Source organism: Micromonospora sp. WMMA1947 (genome assembly GCF_027497355.1).
In the GTDB taxonomy this organism is placed as follows: Bacteria; Actinomycetota; Actinomycetes; order Mycobacteriales; family Micromonosporaceae; genus Micromonospora.
This window is the reverse complement of record NZ_CP114909.1, coordinates 6,256,772-6,271,298: the sequence shown is the minus strand read 5'-3', so window position 1 is coordinate 6,271,298 and position 14,527 is coordinate 6,256,772. Positions and strand designations below refer to the sequence as shown.

The window sequence follows — 14,527 nt, the reverse complement described above, 5'->3', positions numbered from 1 at the left end:
CTCGAACAGGTCGATCCCCACGAAACAGGATTCCTAGATTCCTCTTTTAGGGCCGAAGGTCCCGCCGCCGGGGTGGCATGGGTCACCGTGAATCTGTCGGTGTCGCGGACGGCACCGAATGGCTAGGGTCGGTGCGTGAGGCTCAACCGGTCGACCGACATGGCGCTGCGGATCGCCATGCTGACCGCCGCGGCCCCGGTCCGGGCCACCGTCGACGAACTCGCCAACCGGCTCGCGCTGCCCCGCAGCCACGTCGCCAAGGTGGTGCAACGGCTGCAACGCATCGGTGTCCTGGTGACCATCAGGGGCCGCTCCGGCGGTGTGGCCTTCGCCGAACACGCCGCGGACATCACCGTCGGTGAGGTGGTCCGCGCCTTCGAGGGCGACGGCGAGGTGGTCGACTGCGCGCGGCCGGTCTGCCCGCTGGTCGCGGAGTGCCGGCTGCGCGGTGAGCTGCGCCGCGCGCAGGCCGCGTTCCTCGCCGTGCTCGACGGCGTACGCCTCGGTGACCTGGTCCACGGATCCGCCGGCCCGCTCCTGCTCAGCCTCGGCGCGCCACCGGCCGGTCGCTGATGGCCGTCTCGCATCCCGTCTTCTCCCGGCTCTTCGCCCGCGCCAGCGTCGCCATGGACCAGGCCGGCATGGCCGCGCACCGCTCCCGCCTCGTCACCGGGCTGCGCGGTCGGGTGGTGGAGGTCGGCGCCGGAAACGGGCGCAACCTGGCGCACTACCCGCCGGGCGTGACCCGGGTGCTCGCCGTCGAGCCGGAGCCGCGCCTGCGCGCCCTGGCCCGCGCCGCCGCACCGGGCGCCCCGGTGCCGGTCACCGTCACCGCCGGGCTGGCCGAGGCGCTGCCGGTCGCCGACGGCGCGGCCGACGCGGTGGTGCTGTCGCTCGTCCTCTGCTCGGTGCCGGACCAGGCGGTGGCGCTGCGCGAGGCGCACCGGGTGCTGCGGCCCGGCGGCGAACTGCGCTTCTACGAACATGTGGTGGCGCAGACCCCCGGCCTGCGGCGGGCCCAGCGCCTGGCCGACGCCACGCTCTGGCCGCTGTTCTGCGCCGGCTGCCACACCGCCCGGGACACGGTGGCAGCGATCCGGGCGGCCGGTTTCGAGGTGACCGAACTGGACCGCTTCCGCTTCCCGCCGACCGGGCTGCCCGCCCCGGCCTCGCCGCACGTCCTCGGCGCCGCGATCCGGCCCTGACCCTGACGCCGGACCGGGCCGGAGATCCGGCCCGGTCCTCGCGCGGTCAGCTCACGCTCACCGTGCCGTCCGGGGCGCGGACGCAGGAGACGGTACGGGCGCCGGTCGTCGCCGCCCCGGCCAGGCACCGGCCGAGCACCTTGTGCCCGGCGGCGTTCGGGTGCCACGACTCCTGGCAGGTCTGGAAGTACGTGCCGCAGGCGTTGGCGATCCGCTGGATGTCGAGCTTGTCGTATCCGGAGAGGCTGGTGACGAACGTGCCGGTCGGGCCGTCCATCAGCCGGATCGGGGTGGCCAGGGCGTTGCCCGGGCTGCCCGTCGACTCGCAGAGCCGCGCGCCGTCGAACGCGCGCTGCACGTTCAGGTAGACGAGGTCGTCCTGCGGGAACTCACCGGCGAGCGTGCCGCGCACCGAGCTGACGAGCGTGCCGAGCCCCTGCGAGAAGCGGTGGCCGGGCGCCAGGCTGGCCCGGTGGATCGGGCAGCCGGCCGCGTACCGCTCGGCGCCCAGCGCGCGGAACTTGTCCCGGGTGTCGTCGCGGCTGTCCTCGGTCCAGTAGGTCTGGTCCAGCTCGTACGGCAGCGGGTTGGTGTAGTCCTGGAAGACCACCCGGTGCCGGCCGTCGGCGTCGACCTCGTCCAGCGTGGCCAGCAGTTGCCGCAGCGCCGTGGTGGTCTCCGCGGTCGCGGCGGCGAACTGGGCGGCGGTGCCCAGGTCGGCGTCCGTGCACGGCTTCTGCTCCACCGGCCCGCCCAGGTACGCCCAGAACTCCCACCAGCCGGTCCACGCGTCGGCGATGAACCGGTTGGCGCACTTCTCCGCCACGCTGCCGAAGGTGAACGAGCTGTTGTTCGAGCCGAGCCCGACGAGCACCAGGTCGATGTCGTGGGTCCGCGCCACCGCCCGGAGCTGGTCGAGCTGGGCGGCCACCTGCCGCCCCTTGGCCCGGGTGGCGGACGCGTTGGCGATGTCGTACGGCTGGCCGCCCGAGCAGGCCAGGTTGAACCGCGCGGAGATGCCGGGCAGGTCGGCCTGGAACAGCGAGGCGTTCGGTGAGCGGTGGCAGAAGTAGGCGTTGGCGTTGGCGGCGGACCAGCCGGGGAAGCCCTGGGCCACCCCGTTGACGTCCGCCACCGGCGCGTACGCCCCGGCGCCCTCACCGCTGATGAAGCTGTCACCCAGCGCCACGGCGGCGGTGGGCAGTGCGGCGGCGGCCGGCCGGGCGGGCGCCGCGGCGGCGGGTAACGCCACCGTGGCGAGCGCCAGCGCCGCCGCGAGCACGGAACGACGGAACACGGACATGCCCGACCTCCCAGACATCGAAATGTGAAAGATTCTTTGGGATGGCGATCAGATCACGCGCGTGTGACGGACGTCAATGCCCCGACATCCAGAGCCCCTCGCCGGGGAAGACACCGGGCGCGCGGATCGTTGTGCCGCCTGGACGCCCCACCCGTCCCGCCGGACCGCCGTACGCGGCCTCGGCGCGGACCCGGCCGGCAGGCCGATCGCGCAACGCACCGCCCCGGTGCCGCCGACCTGTCGGGGCACCCGGCTAGGCTCGCTCCGGCGCGCCGCGCCCGGCGATCATCGTGGGGGGATCACACGGTGAACGGCACCACACCGCCGAGACCTGGGAGTACGACCAGTTGACCGCACAGCCTGACACCCTCTACGGGGCCGACGACCTGACGCACCTGGAAGGCCTCGACGCCGTCCGCAAGCGCCCGGGCATGTACATCGGCTCGACCGACAGCCGTGGCGTGGGTCACCTCGTCAACGAGATCCTCGACAACTCGACCGACGAGGGTGTCGCCGGTCACGCCACCAGAGTCGACGTGATCCTGCACGCCGACGGCTCGGTCCAGGTCGACGACGACGGCCGGGGCATCCCCACCGACGTGCACGCCAAGTCCGGCATCTCCGGCGTCGAGCTGGTGCTGACCCGCCTGCACGCGGGCGGCAAGTTCGGCGGCTCCGGCTACAAGACCTCCGGCGGCCTGCACGGCGTCGGCGCGTCGGCGGTCAACGCGCTGTCCCGCCGCTTCGACGTCACGGTCCGGCGGGGCGGCAAGGTCCACGCCATGTCGTTCCGTCACGGCGTACCGGGCGTCTTCGACGGCGACGGCCCGGACGCGCCGTTCACCCCCGGTCCCGGCCTGCAGATCGTCGGCGCGATGAAGCGCGGCCAGCGCACCGGCACCTCGATCCGCTGGTGGCACGACCCGCGCTACTTCGAGACCGGTGCCGCGCTCGACACCGAGGCGGTCCGGCTCAAGCTGCGCAACACCGCGTTCCTCGTCCCCGGCGTGGCCTACCGGCTGCGCGACGACACCGGCGAGGAATCCGTCGAGGAGCGCTTCCACTTCCCCAACGGGCTCACCGACATGGTGGAATACCTCGCCCCGGCCGGCGACCGGCCCGTCTCCGGCACGCTGCTGGTCACCGGCGAGGGCACCTACCGGGAGAACGCCGCCGACGCCAACGGCGTCATGCAGTCCAACGTGCAGCGGCGCGCCGAGGTCGAGGTGGCCTTCCGCTGGGGCACCGGCTACGAGCGCACCGTCGAGTGCTTCACCAACACCATCCGCAACGCCCACGGCGGCACGCACCGCAAGGGCTTCGAGCGGGCGCTGGCCCGTACCCTCGCCGACGCCGCCCGCAACGCCCGCGGCCTGCTCAAGCCCAAGGAGGACGCGCCCACCCTGGACGACGTCCTGGAGGGCATGACCGCGGTGGTGCACGTGCGCATCCCCGAGCCGCAGTTCACCTCGCAGACCAAGGACGAACTGTCCACCGCCGGCATCACCAAGGTGCTTCAGGGCCTGGTCGAGGCGCACCTCAAGAGCTGGCTGGACGACCGCCGCACCAAGGCCGAGGCCCGGACGGTGCTCCAGAAGATCGTCGACGCGGCCCGGGTGCGGCTCACCCAGAAGCAGCAGAAGGACGCCGCCCGCCGCAAGACCGCGCTGGAGGGCGCGGCCATGCCGGCCAAGCTCGTCGACTGCCGGGCCACCGGTGTGGAGCGCAGCGAGCTGTTCATCGTGGAGGGCGACAGCGCCCTCGGTACCAGCCGGATGGCCCGCTCGTCGGAATACCAGGCGCTGCTGCCGATCCGGGGCAAGATCCTCAACGTGCAGAAGGCGAACCTCCAGCAGGTGCTGGACAACGCCGAGTGCGCCGCCATCGTGCAGGTGCTCGGCGCCGGCTCCGGCCGGACGTTCGACCTGTCGGCGCTGCGGTACGGCCGGGTGCTCATCATGGCCGACGCGGACGTCGACGGCGCGCACATCCGTACCCTGCTGATCACGCTGTTCGCCCGCTACATGCGGCCGCTGATCGAGGCCGGGCGGCTCTACGCGGCGATGCCGCCCCTGCACAAGATCACCACGAAGGGGCGCAACCCGCAGACCGTCTACACCTACACGCAGGCGGAGATGGAGGCGACGGTGCGCAAGCTGGAGAAGGCCGGCAAGCAGATCGTCACGCCGATCCCGCGCTTCAAGGGCCTCGGTGAGATGGACGCCGACGAGCTGTGGGAGACGACCATGAACCCGGCCACCCGGGCGGTCCGCCGGATCACGCTCGACGACGTCGACGCTGCCGAGCGGATCCTCGAACTGCTCATGGGGGAGAAGGTCGAACCCCGCCGCAACTGGCTGATCGACTCCGCCGACCGCGTCGACCGCGACGCCATCGACGCCTGACCAACGGGTTCTTCTCGGAAGGGAACCGCACCATGGCACGCCGCAAGGACGACCGCGCGAAGGCGGACCTCGCCGCCTTCGACCAGGCCGGCGCCCGCGTCTTCGACAACCCGCTGGTCACCGAGGTCTCGGACTCCTACCTGGAGTACGCGTTCTCGGTCATCCACTCCCGCGCCCTGCCCGACGCGCGCGACGGGCTCAAGCCGGTGCACCGGCGCATCCTGTGGTCGATGCACGAGCAGGGCCACCGCCCGGACCGCGGCCACGTCAAGAGCGCCCGCATCGTCGGCGACACAATGGGCAAGTACCATCCGCACGGCGACACCGCCATCTACGACGCGATGGTGCGGCTGGCGCAGGACTTCTCGCTCAACGTCCCGCTCATCGACGGGCACGGCAACTTCGGTTCCCCGGACGACGGACCGGCCGCGGCGCGCTACTGCGTCGTCGGTGACACCCGGATCCGCCTGGCCGATGGCAGCAGCCCACGGATCGGTGATGTGGTCGACCTGCCGCCGAACAGCGAGGCGGAGGCCGATTTCGAAGTCCTCGACAAGGACGGCAAAGCGGTTCGCGTCAACAAGGTCTTCAACTCGGGTGTCCACCCGACGATCCGGTTCACGACTGAGACCGGATTCTCCCTCCGTGGTAGTGAGAATCATCTGGTTCTCTGCCTCGAAGCTCCGATGGGCGTCCCTGTCTTCCAATGGCGTCGGCTCGATGAGGTGACGCCGGGCTCCGTGGTCTGTATCGCGCGGAACGCATGGAACCAGGTCGTCCCCACCGCTCGTGAATACATGCTCGGCGTGCTCGGCGGCGCCTGGGTCTCTGAAGGCTTCGCCAGCGAGTCGCGGGCAGGATTCAGCAATACCGATGAGCACTTCTTCGGCGAGGTCCTGCATGCCTACGACCAGGTCGTGGCTGGACGCCGCTACGTCAACGACCGGCACACGCGCCGAGACCGTCGCCGTATTCACGAACTTGACGTCCAAGACGTCGCCGGCGGGATGGACGCCTTCCGGGCGAGTCCACTCGCCGAGCTCATCGGTCACCAGGCGAGAGACAAGTTCGTGCCCGAATTCGTCTGGGCAGGGGGGTGGGGCATCAAGAGGGCCTTCCTGATGGCCCTCTTCGAAGGTGACGGCGGAGTCCGCGTCGCCAACAGCAGCTTCACCATCCAGTACACCAGCTACAGCGAGCGTCTGACTCGGGAGGTGCAAGAACTGCTCGCGGAGTTCGGTGTGATCGCCTGTCGACGCCACTACACCCGGCCCAGTGGCTCGGTGGAGCACCGCTTGGTGGTTTCCGGGACGCGAAACATCAGGGCTTTCGCAACTCGTGTCGGCTTTCTCCGTACCAAGCAGGCGGTGCTGGCCAAGATGCTGCGGCACGCGCCGCTGCGCCCGCATCGGCTCAGTCAGGACCATGTCCCCTTTGTGGCCGACTACGTGCGCAGCAGCATCGACTTCGATCGTCGGGGCAGCGGACGCAAGTGGCTCACCAGCCACAACTTCGATCGTGTCGAGCGGTGGGAAACCGAACGACTCCGCATCATCGACCGCATCAAGGACACCGAGATCCTTGCCACGATCCTGCCCGTCATGGATGCGGGCTATCGGTACGAGAAGGTCGTCGCGGTTGCTCCCGACGAGCCGGCGGAGGTCTTTTCCGTTCGAGTCGAATCCGCGGACCACTCTTTCCTGGCCGGTGGTTTCGTCAACCACAACACCGAGGCCCGGATGTCCCGCGAGGCGATGCTGCTCACCGGCGAGCTGGGTGAGGACACCGTCGACTACGAGCCGAACTACGACGGCTCGCTGACCCAGCCCACCGTGCTGCCGGCGGCGTTCCCGAACCTGCTCGTCAACGGCGCGTCCGGCATCGCCGTCGGCATGGCGACCAACATGATCCCGCACAACCTCGGTGAGGTGGTCCAGGCCGCCCGCTGGCTGATCAACCACCCGGACGCCACGCTCGACAAGCTCATGGAGTTCGTCCCCGGCCCCGACCTGCCCACCGGCGGGCTGCTGCTCGGCCTGGACGAGGTGCGCCGCGCGTACGAGACCGGGCGCGGCGTGGTGCGCATGCGCGGGCGGGTGGAGATCGGCCCGCTGGAGGGCAGCCGCGGCCGGCAGGCCATCACCGTGACCGAGCTGCCGTACGGCGTCGGCGCCGAGAAGGTCATCGCGGCCATCACCAACGAGGTGAACAAGACCAAGCGGCTGACCGGCATCGCCGACGTCAAGGACCTCACCGACCGGGAGAACGGCACCCGCCTGGTGGTGGAGTGCAAGGTCGGCGTGAACCCGCAGGCGCTGCTCGCGGACCTCTACCGGCTCACCCCGCTGGAGCAGTCCTTCGGCGTGAACAACCTGGTGCTCGTCGACGGCCAGCCCCGCACGCTCGGGCTCAAGGAACTGCTCGACGTGTTCCTGGCGCACCGCTACGAGGTGGTGACCCGGCGCAGCGCGTACCGCAAGCGCAAGCGGGAGGAGCGCCTGCACCTGGTCGACGGTCTGCTGATCGCCCTGCTCGACATCGACCGGGTGGTCAAGCTGATCCGCGCCAGCGAGGACGCGCAGGCCGCCAAGGACGGCCTGATGCAGAAGTTCAAGCTCTCCGAGATCCAGGCGAGCTACATCCTGGACACTCCGCTGCGCCGGCTGACCAAGTACGACCGGCTGGAGCTGGAGGCCGAGCAGGAGAAGCTGCGCGGCGAGATCGCCGAGCTGTCGAAGATCCTGGACGATCCCAAGGTGCTGCGGAAGGTCGTCTCCGACGAGCTGGCCGCCGTGGTCAAGCAGTTCGGCGCGCCGCGGCGCACCACGCTCGTCGACGGCGACCTCAAGGAGGTGCTCGCCGCCTCGGTGCCCGCCGGTCCGCTGGAGGTCGCCGACGACCCGTGCCAGGTGATCCTCTCCGCCACCGGGCTGGTGGCGCGGACCGCGGCCGAGTCGGAGGAGGCCGCCGAGGCGCGCCGGCGCAGCGGCCGGGTCAAGCACGACGCGGTACGCGCGCTCGTGCACTCCACCGCCCGCGGCCGGGTGCTGCTGGTGACCAGCGCCGGGCGCGCGTTCAAGATCGACGTGTTGCCGTTGCCGGTGCTGCCGGAGCAGTCCGGCACGGTGTCACTGCGCGGTGGCATGTCGGCGGCGGAACTGGTGCCGCTGGAGCCGGGCGAGACGGTGGTGGGGCTCGCCCCGCTGGGTCCGTCCGCGCAGGGTTCGCCCGGTCTGGCGCTCGGCACCCGGGCCGGCGTGGTGAAGGTGTGCGCCCCGGACTGGCCGGTCCGCTCCGACGAGTTCGAGGTGATCTCGTTGCGCGACGGCGACGAGGTGATCGGCGCGACCTGGCTGACCGACGGCGCCGAGACGCTGGCGTTCGTCTCCTCGGAGGCGTCGCTGCTGCGCTTCGCCGCATCGGTGGTACGCCCGCAGGGGCTCAAGGGCGGCGGCATGGCCGGCATCAACCTGCCAGGCGACGCCCGGGCGGTCTTCTTCGGCGCGATCCGCACCGACGACGCGAAGCACGGTGAGCCGATGGTGGTCACCTCGACCGGAGCCACGGTGAAGGTGACGCCGTTCAAGGCGTACCCGGCGAAGGGGAGGGCGACCGGCGGCGTCCGCGCGCAGCGGTTCCTCAAGGGTGAGGTGGAGCTGTCGGTGGCGTGGATCGGTCCGCGGCCGGTGGGTGCGACGGCCACCGGCGACCCGGTGGAACTGCCCCCTGCTGACCCGCGCCGAGACGGCTCCGGTTTCGCCGTCATGCTCGGCCCGACGGTGGTGGGCCACCACATCGACCGCGACTGACGAGGTAGGGCGGGCGCCTGGCGCACCCGCCCTACCGCTCAGTCGCGCCCGCTCGTCTCCCGCCCGCGCCCGCGCACCCGGCGACCCTGCCCATCTCGGCACTGCCCGACCCCGTTGATCAAGGAGTTTGCGGCCCTTTCACGCCTCCCGCCGACCACAAACTCCTTGATCACCGCAGCGGGCGCCCGGGTGGCTGGCGAGTTGCGGGTGTGTGGGCACTCGCCCCCCGTCCTGCGCGGTTGATCATGAGGTTGGCGGCGGCAAAACGGACACCGATCGCCGTCAACTTCATGATCGACGCGGTCGGGCCCTCGGGTGTCCCGATCGCGCCCCGACCGTCTGTTGACCATGAAGTTGGCGGGCGTGAATCGGGCAATTTGTGCCGCTAACTTCATGATCGACGGAGCGACGGGGCGGCGGGGCAAAAGGCGGCGGGGCGGGTGGGGTGAGGGGTCAGAGTTCGGGGTCGGGGGATTGGCGGGACTCGGGAGTGGTGCCGCGCAGGCGGGCGATCAGGCGCATGCCGTGGTAGATCGCCAAGGCGGCGGCGGTGCCCAGCGCGATGCCGTTGAACGACAGGTCGCCGGCCGTCAACGTGTAGTTGGCGGCCCCGATGATCACCGCCACCGCCGCGGTGAACAGGTTGATCGGGTCGTGGAAGTCGACCCGGCTCTCGATCCAGATCCGGGCGCCGAGGATGGCGATCAGGCCGTACAGGGCCGTGGTGGCGCCGCCGAGCACACCGGCCGGGACGGTCAGGATCAGCGCGCCGAACTTCGGGCACAGCCCGAGCAGGATCGCCGTTCCGCCGGCGATCCAGTACGCGGCGGTGGAGTAGACGCGGGTCGCGGCCATCACGCCGATGTTCTCCGCGTACGTGGTGGTGCCGGAACCGCCGCCGGAGCCGGCCAGCACCGTGGCGACGCCGTCGCCGAGCAGCGCCCGGCCCATGTCGCGGTCCAGGTTGCGGCCGGTCATCGCGGCGACCGCCTTGACGTGCCCGGCGTTCTCCGCGATCAGCACCAGGATCACCGGGATGACCAGCACGACGGCGCGCGCGTCGAAGCTCGGCGTGTGGAACTCGGGGAAACCGACCCAGGCCGCCTGGCGCAGGCCGCTGACCGCCTGCTGGTCGAGGTTGCCGGTGAGCGCGGCGAGCACCCACCCGACCACCACGCCGACGAGGATCGACAGCCGCGCCACGAAGCCCCGGAACAGCACCGTCGTGAGCAGGATCGCGAGGAGCGTGACCACGGCGATCAGCGGCTGCGCCTTGACGCCGGTGCCGGAGCCGTCGCCGTCCCAGGCCACCGGCGCGAGGTTGAGGCCGATCAGCATGACGATCGCGCCGGTCACCACCGGCGGCATCAGCGCGTCGATCCAGCGGGAACCGGCCACCTGCACCACCACGCCGACGAGCGCCAGCGCGACGCCCGCGACCACGATGCCGCCGAGGGCCGCGCCGATGCCGCCGTCGGTCTTCGCCGCCAGCACCGGCGCGATGAACGCGAACGACGAACCGAGGTACGAGGGCAGCCGGTTGCCGGTGATCAGCAGGAACAGCAGCGTGCCGAGGCCGGAGAACAGCAGCGTGGTGGCGGGCGGGAACCCGGTGATCAGCGGGACGGTGAAGGTGGCGCCGAACATGGCGACCACGTGCTGCACGCCCACGCCGATGGTGCGCGGCCAGGAGAGCCGCTCGTCGGGCGCGACCACGTCGCCGGGGCGTACCTGGCGGCCGTCGCCGTGCAGGGTCCACGGGGACCAGCGGGAGGTGGGGGACTGGGTCATCGGTCGCCCTTCGCGTCATCGGGTGACGGGGGCGTGATCGACCCTGGGAGTTGTTTCTAGCACGTGCCCTGGCGGGACGTGGTCCCGCCCCGGCTCAGGCGACGCCGGTGGGACGGAACTGGACGCTGACGCGGGGGCCGACCGGCCGGGTGGTCTTCGGCACCGCGTGTTCCCAGGTGCGCTGGCAGGAGCCGCCCATGACCACGAGGTCGCCGTGGCCGAGCGGGAACCGCAGGCTGCCGCCGCCTCCGCCGCGGGGGCGCAGCAGCAGCGCGCGCGGGGAGCCGAACGACACGATCGCCACCATGGTGTCGGTGTGCGCGGAGCGGCCCAGGGTGTCGCCGTGCCAGGCGACGCTGTCGCGCCCGTCGCGGTACAGGCACATGCCGGCGGTGACGAACGGCTCGCCCAGTTCGGGCGCGTAGTGCCGGGTGAGTGCGTCCCGGGCCGCGGTGAGCACCGGGTGCGGCAGGGGCCGGCCGGCGGCGTACCAGCAGAGCAGCCGGGGTACGTCGACAGCGGTGTCGTACATGGTGCGGCGTTCGGCCCGCCACGGCACGTCGTGGCGCAGCGTGTCGAGCACCTCGTCGGAGCCCCGGACCCAGCCGGGCAGGTGGTCGACCCAGGCGCCCCGGCTCAGCTCGTGCCGGCGCAGCGCCCCGGCGAGCGGGCCCAGGGCCGGGCCCTGCTCGGCCAGGTCGAGCATCGAGGGCTGGTACGCGTCGGACACGTCGCCGATCGTACCGCGCTCTCGAACAGGCGTACGACGGTCAGCGCCGCAGCATCCGGCGGACGGTGCCCGGGACGGCCTGCTTGATCCGCTCCCGGAGCTGCTGCGACCGCAGCGCGTCGATGGTGGCGGTGAGCTTGGCGTTCTCGTCGCGCAGCCGCTCGATGCGGGTCAGCAGTTCGGCCGGCGGGGTGGCGGCGGCGGGCCGGACGGCCGGCGGGAACACCGTCTCGGCGACCTGCCGGTCGAAGCGCGCGGCGCTGTCACCGTCGGCGAACGAGGTGCCGAGGTCGTGCTTGCGCAGGAACGCGGTGATGGTCTCGAAGCGGGCCTTGTGGCCGTCGTTGAGCGCGGTGTAGTCGGCCTCCGCGTAGAGGTCGGCGGCGTCGACGTCGGCCGGCACGTCCCGCATGATCCGGTGCGGGATGCCGAAGTAGCGGGCCAGTTCCAGCGTGCGCGAGTCGTGCGCGAACAGGTAGCCGGGCGTGCCGGCGACGAGCGCGGTGATGGTGCCGTGGATGCGGGTGCCGAACGCGAAGTCGTACCCGGACAGGTGCGACATCCAGGTCCACGGGTCGACGAACATGCGCACCTTGTCCTCGGCGAACAGCGGGTGCGAGGTGTGCAGCGGGATGTCGCTGCTCTGGCCCCGGTGCTCGGGCGCGTCGCCGTAGAGCAGGGTGCCGAGCGTGCGCAGGTCCTGCGGCACGTAGCAGAGGTTCGGGTAGCGCTCCTGGTGGTGGCGGACCACGGCGGCCATCGAGCGGACGTACGGGGAGATGGTGAGCGCGACCTTCGAGTCGGCGGTCAGCTCCGGGCGGTCCTTCTCGAGCCGGAACGTGTCGCCGTGCAGGAACATCGACGGGCAGCCGATCTGCTCCACGTCGGAGAAGCCCAGCGTGTTGAGGTAGCTCTCGGTCACCTCGCCGCGGACGCCGATGCTGTGCGACCGGTCCAGCACGGCCTTGCAGAACGCGCGGACCGGTTCGTCGATCGGGCGTAGGTACTCGCGGTCGCCGTCGACGTTCGTCTGCACGCCGACGCCGAGCACCACCACCGGGATCTTCAGCCGTTCGATCAGCCGGGTCAGCGGCGTGAGCCGGTGGATGAAGCTGCGCCGGAACGCGTTCGCCAGCGGCACCACGAAGACGTCGTGCCGCTCGTTGATCTCGTCGGCGAGCCGCGGGTCGGCCGGGGTGCGGGTCGCTGTGATCTCGGCCGTGGAGGTGGCGAGCAGCTTGTGCGCGGCGTGGCTGAAGACCAGGTTGCCGCTGTTGTCGCCGATCCAGTTGCCGGCGAACGTCTCCTCCGGCGTGAGGACGTCGAACGGGCCCTTGCGGGCGCGGAGCAGGATCCGCTGGTGCATCCGGTTTCGCTCACCTTCCGTACGGCACGGCGTCCGGGCGGGGGCCGTGGTGGGGTGCCCGCGCGTGCAGGAACGGAAATCCTATCCGCCGCCCCTGAGAGACCCGGCGGACGTCGGCTCGCCGGGAACGTCCCGGTTCCCCCGGGGTAGGGTGCCCGGAATGACCAGCGCGCCGACCGTCACCCGTGCCCCACGACTGCCGTCGCTGACCGGATTGCGGTGGGTCGCCGCGCTGCTCGTCTTCGGCTTCCACGCCGGGACCATGGGCATCGTCGCCGAGCCGCACCTGAAGCCCCTGATCGACAAGGCGTTCAGCCTCGGCCTGTCCGGCGTCGAGTTCTTCTTCATCCTCAGCGGGTTCGTGCTGGTCTGGTCGTACCGGGACGGGGAACGCGCGTGGACGTTCCTGCGCCGCCGGTTCGCCAAGATCTACCCGAACCACGTGGTGACGTTCGTCGCGGCGGTGACGGTCGCGGCCTGGTTCGCCGACCCGATCGTCCCGTGGGCCGCGATCGCCAACTTCTTCCTGGTCCAGGCGTGGATCCCGCTGGGCGGCTACTTCTACAGCGTCAACAACGTGAGCTGGTCGCTCTCCTGCGAGCTGGCCTTCTACCTGTGCCTGCCGCTCGTGGTGCCGTGGCTGCGCCGGGCCCGTACCGGCGTGCTGCGGACCGTGCTGGTCGCGGCGCCGCTGCTCATCCTGGCGCTGTGGCCCGGCCAGCAGCTCGTGCCGGAGGAGCAGCGGTGGTGGTTCACGCAGATCTTCCCGGTGACCCGGTCGCTGGAGTTCTGGATGGGTGTGGCCGCCGCCGAGCTGATGCGCCGGCACCGCTGGCGCGGCCCGAACCTCACCGTCGCCACCGGCGTCTTCGTCACCACCTGGGTCGTCGCCGCGCTGTGGATCCCGGCCGAGTTCTGGGCGGCGCTGCTCGCGGTCGCATACCTGCTGGTCATCGCCGCCGCGGCGGACGCCGACGTGCGCGGCCGGCCCACCCCCTGGCGGTCCCGCGCCATGGTCTGGCTCGGCGAGGTGTCGTTCGCCTTCTACCTGGTGCACGTGCTGGTCATGGTCACCGTGCTGCGGCTGACCGGGCACTGGGGGAGCGGCCTGCCCGGCTGGCGCGGCCCGCTCGCGGTCCTCGGCTTCCTGGTGGTCACGCTCGCGCTGGCCGCCGCGCTGCACCGCTGGGTGGAGGTGCCGATGATGCGCCTGCTCGGCCCGTCCCGCCGGGCCCGCGCCGCGTCCCGCATGCCGGCCGCCGCGCCGGCGGTGCCGGCTCCGCGCCGGGCCGCCGACGACGCCGCCGGCCCGGCCGCCGACGGCGGCGCGACGTCCGTCGCCGGTCCGGGCGAGGGCATCGAGTACGCCGGGCGGCGTCGCCCGGACTGACACGCGCACCCCTCGGCCGGTCGATTCGCGACACGCCGTGCGGCGGTGCGTTCGTGGGGGTTCGGCGGTAATTTGTACCCGTGCTTCCGATCGCGCTCACCTGCCCCGTGTGGTGGGTGGCGCGCTGGACCGCCCGGATGCTCGCCAGTCTCGCCGTGGTCGTCGCCTGCTCGTTCGGCGCCGCCACGCTGCCGTCCGGTGTCGCCGCTGCCGCCCCGGCTCCGGCGGCGGCCGTCCCGGCGTACCCCGTCGCCGGTGCCTCGGCCACCGCGCGGCCGGAGGCCGACCGCGCGGCCGAGCGGCAGGCCCTTCCCGCCGGTGTCCCGGCGCCCGCTCCCCGGGCCGTCGACCCGGCCGCACCGCAGCCGGTCCCGGCCGGCCGGGTCGCCGCGCCGGCCGGCCCGCGGGCCCCGCCCGCCCGCTGATCCGCCCACGGGCCACGCCCGTTCACCGCACCCACCGAACGTCATCCCCGCACCCGCCCCGGCGGCCCGTTCCACCGGCCCGCCCCGGCGAGGTCGTGCGGGT

At 71.9% G+C, this 14,527-nt stretch carries 9 protein-coding genes and 3 pseudogenes; 8 read left to right on the top strand and 4 right to left on the bottom strand.

What is annotated here, in order from left to right:
• Positions 1 to 135: 135 nt before the first annotated feature.
• Complete coding sequence (locus tag O7604_RS29340; RefSeq protein WP_269700765.1) at positions 136 to 573, top strand: Rrf2 family transcriptional regulator; 438 nt, start codon at positions 136 to 138, stop codon at positions 571 to 573.
• On the top strand, positions 573 to 1,205 hold the full coding sequence (locus O7604_RS29335; protein ID WP_269700763.1) for a class I SAM-dependent methyltransferase: 633 nt from the start codon (positions 573 to 575) through the stop codon (positions 1,203 to 1,205). The genes O7604_RS29340 and O7604_RS29335 overlap by 1 nt, the downstream gene beginning before the upstream one ends.
• Before the next feature lie 46 nt (positions 1,206 to 1,251).
• Here O7604_RS29335 and O7604_RS29330 read toward each other — a convergent pair whose 3' ends face one another.
• Positions 1,252 to 2,508 (bottom strand): hypothetical protein, encoded by a 1,257-nt coding sequence (locus O7604_RS29330; protein WP_269700762.1) that lies wholly within the window; start codon positions 2,506 to 2,508, stop codon positions 1,252 to 1,254.
• 290 nt (positions 2,509 to 2,798) lie between these two features.
• Here O7604_RS29330 and O7604_RS29325 point away from each other — a divergent pair, with 290 nt between their 5' ends.
• From O7604_RS29325 to O7604_RS29605, 4 genes and pseudogenes are all read left to right on the top strand, one after another.
• Positions 2,799 to 4,913: a DNA topoisomerase IV subunit B gene (locus O7604_RS29325; RefSeq protein WP_269700761.1), complete on the top strand. Its 2,115-nt coding sequence runs from the start codon at positions 2,799 to 2,801 to the stop codon at positions 4,911 to 4,913.
• A gap of 32 nt (positions 4,914 to 4,945) precedes the next feature.
• A pseudogene (locus O7604_RS29615) lies at positions 4,946 to 5,353 on the top strand (DNA gyrase subunit A); the annotation flags it as partial.
• 12 nt (positions 5,354 to 5,365) lie between these two features.
• Positions 5,366 to 6,247, top strand: a pseudogene (locus O7604_RS29610) (LAGLIDADG family homing endonuclease); the annotation flags it as partial.
• 393 nt (positions 6,248 to 6,640) lie between these two features.
• Positions 6,641 to 8,722 (top strand): annotated as a pseudogene (locus O7604_RS29605) (DNA gyrase subunit A); the annotation flags it as partial.
• Between the two features lie 453 nt (positions 8,723 to 9,175).
• Here the strand turns inward: O7604_RS29605 and O7604_RS29315 are convergent.
• The 3 genes from O7604_RS29315 to O7604_RS29305 all read right to left on the bottom strand — a co-directional run bounded on the left by O7604_RS29315 (position 9,176) and on the right by O7604_RS29305 (position 12,609).
• Positions 9,176 to 10,513 carry a solute carrier family 23 protein gene (locus O7604_RS29315; protein ID WP_269700759.1) on the bottom strand — a complete coding sequence of 446 codons (1,338 nt, stop codon included), beginning with the start codon at positions 10,511 to 10,513 and terminating at the stop codon, positions 9,176 to 9,178.
• A gap of 94 nt (positions 10,514 to 10,607) precedes the next feature.
• Positions 10,608 to 11,243, bottom strand: a complete 636-nt coding sequence (locus O7604_RS29310; protein WP_281578435.1) for an alpha-ketoglutarate-dependent dioxygenase AlkB — start codon at positions 11,241 to 11,243, stop codon at positions 10,608 to 10,610.
• A gap of 40 nt (positions 11,244 to 11,283) precedes the next feature.
• Positions 11,284 to 12,609: a polysaccharide pyruvyl transferase family protein gene (locus O7604_RS29305; protein ID WP_269700756.1), complete on the bottom strand. Its 1,326-nt coding sequence runs from the start codon at positions 12,607 to 12,609 to the stop codon at positions 11,284 to 11,286.
• 160 nt (positions 12,610 to 12,769) lie between these two features.
• On the opposite strand from O7604_RS29305, the gene O7604_RS29300 reads away from it, so the two are divergent.
• Both O7604_RS29300 and O7604_RS29295 read left to right on the top strand, forming a co-directional pair.
• The gene (locus O7604_RS29300; protein WP_281578434.1) at positions 12,770 to 13,999 is read left to right on the top strand and encodes an acyltransferase; all 1,230 of its coding nucleotides are present in this window, start codon (positions 12,770 to 12,772) and stop codon (positions 13,997 to 13,999) included.
• Between the two features lie 80 nt (positions 14,000 to 14,079).
• Positions 14,080 to 14,424: a hypothetical protein gene (locus O7604_RS29295; protein WP_269700752.1), complete on the top strand. Its 345-nt coding sequence runs from the start codon at positions 14,080 to 14,082 to the stop codon at positions 14,422 to 14,424.
• Positions 14,425 to 14,527 lie beyond the last annotated feature (103 nt).

Excerpts from the sequence above, each read along its gene's own strand:
- O7604_RS29335 (WP_269700763.1), top strand. The coding sequence starts at position 573 with ATGGCCGTCTCGCATCCCGTCTTCTCCCGGCTCTTCGCCCGCGCCAGC.
- O7604_RS29330 (WP_269700762.1), bottom strand. The coding sequence starts at position 2,508 with ATGTCCGTGTTCCGTCGTTCCGTGCTCGCGGCGGCGCTGGCGCTCGCC.
- O7604_RS29315 (WP_269700759.1), bottom strand. The coding sequence starts at position 10,513 with ATGACCCAGTCCCCCACCTCCCGCTGGTCCCCGTGGACCCTGCACGGC.
- O7604_RS29305 (WP_269700756.1), bottom strand. The coding sequence starts at position 12,609 with ATGCACCAGCGGATCCTGCTCCGCGCCCGCAAGGGCCCGTTCGACGTC.
- O7604_RS29300 (WP_281578434.1), top strand. The coding sequence starts at position 12,770 with ATGACCAGCGCGCCGACCGTCACCCGTGCCCCACGACTGCCGTCGCTG.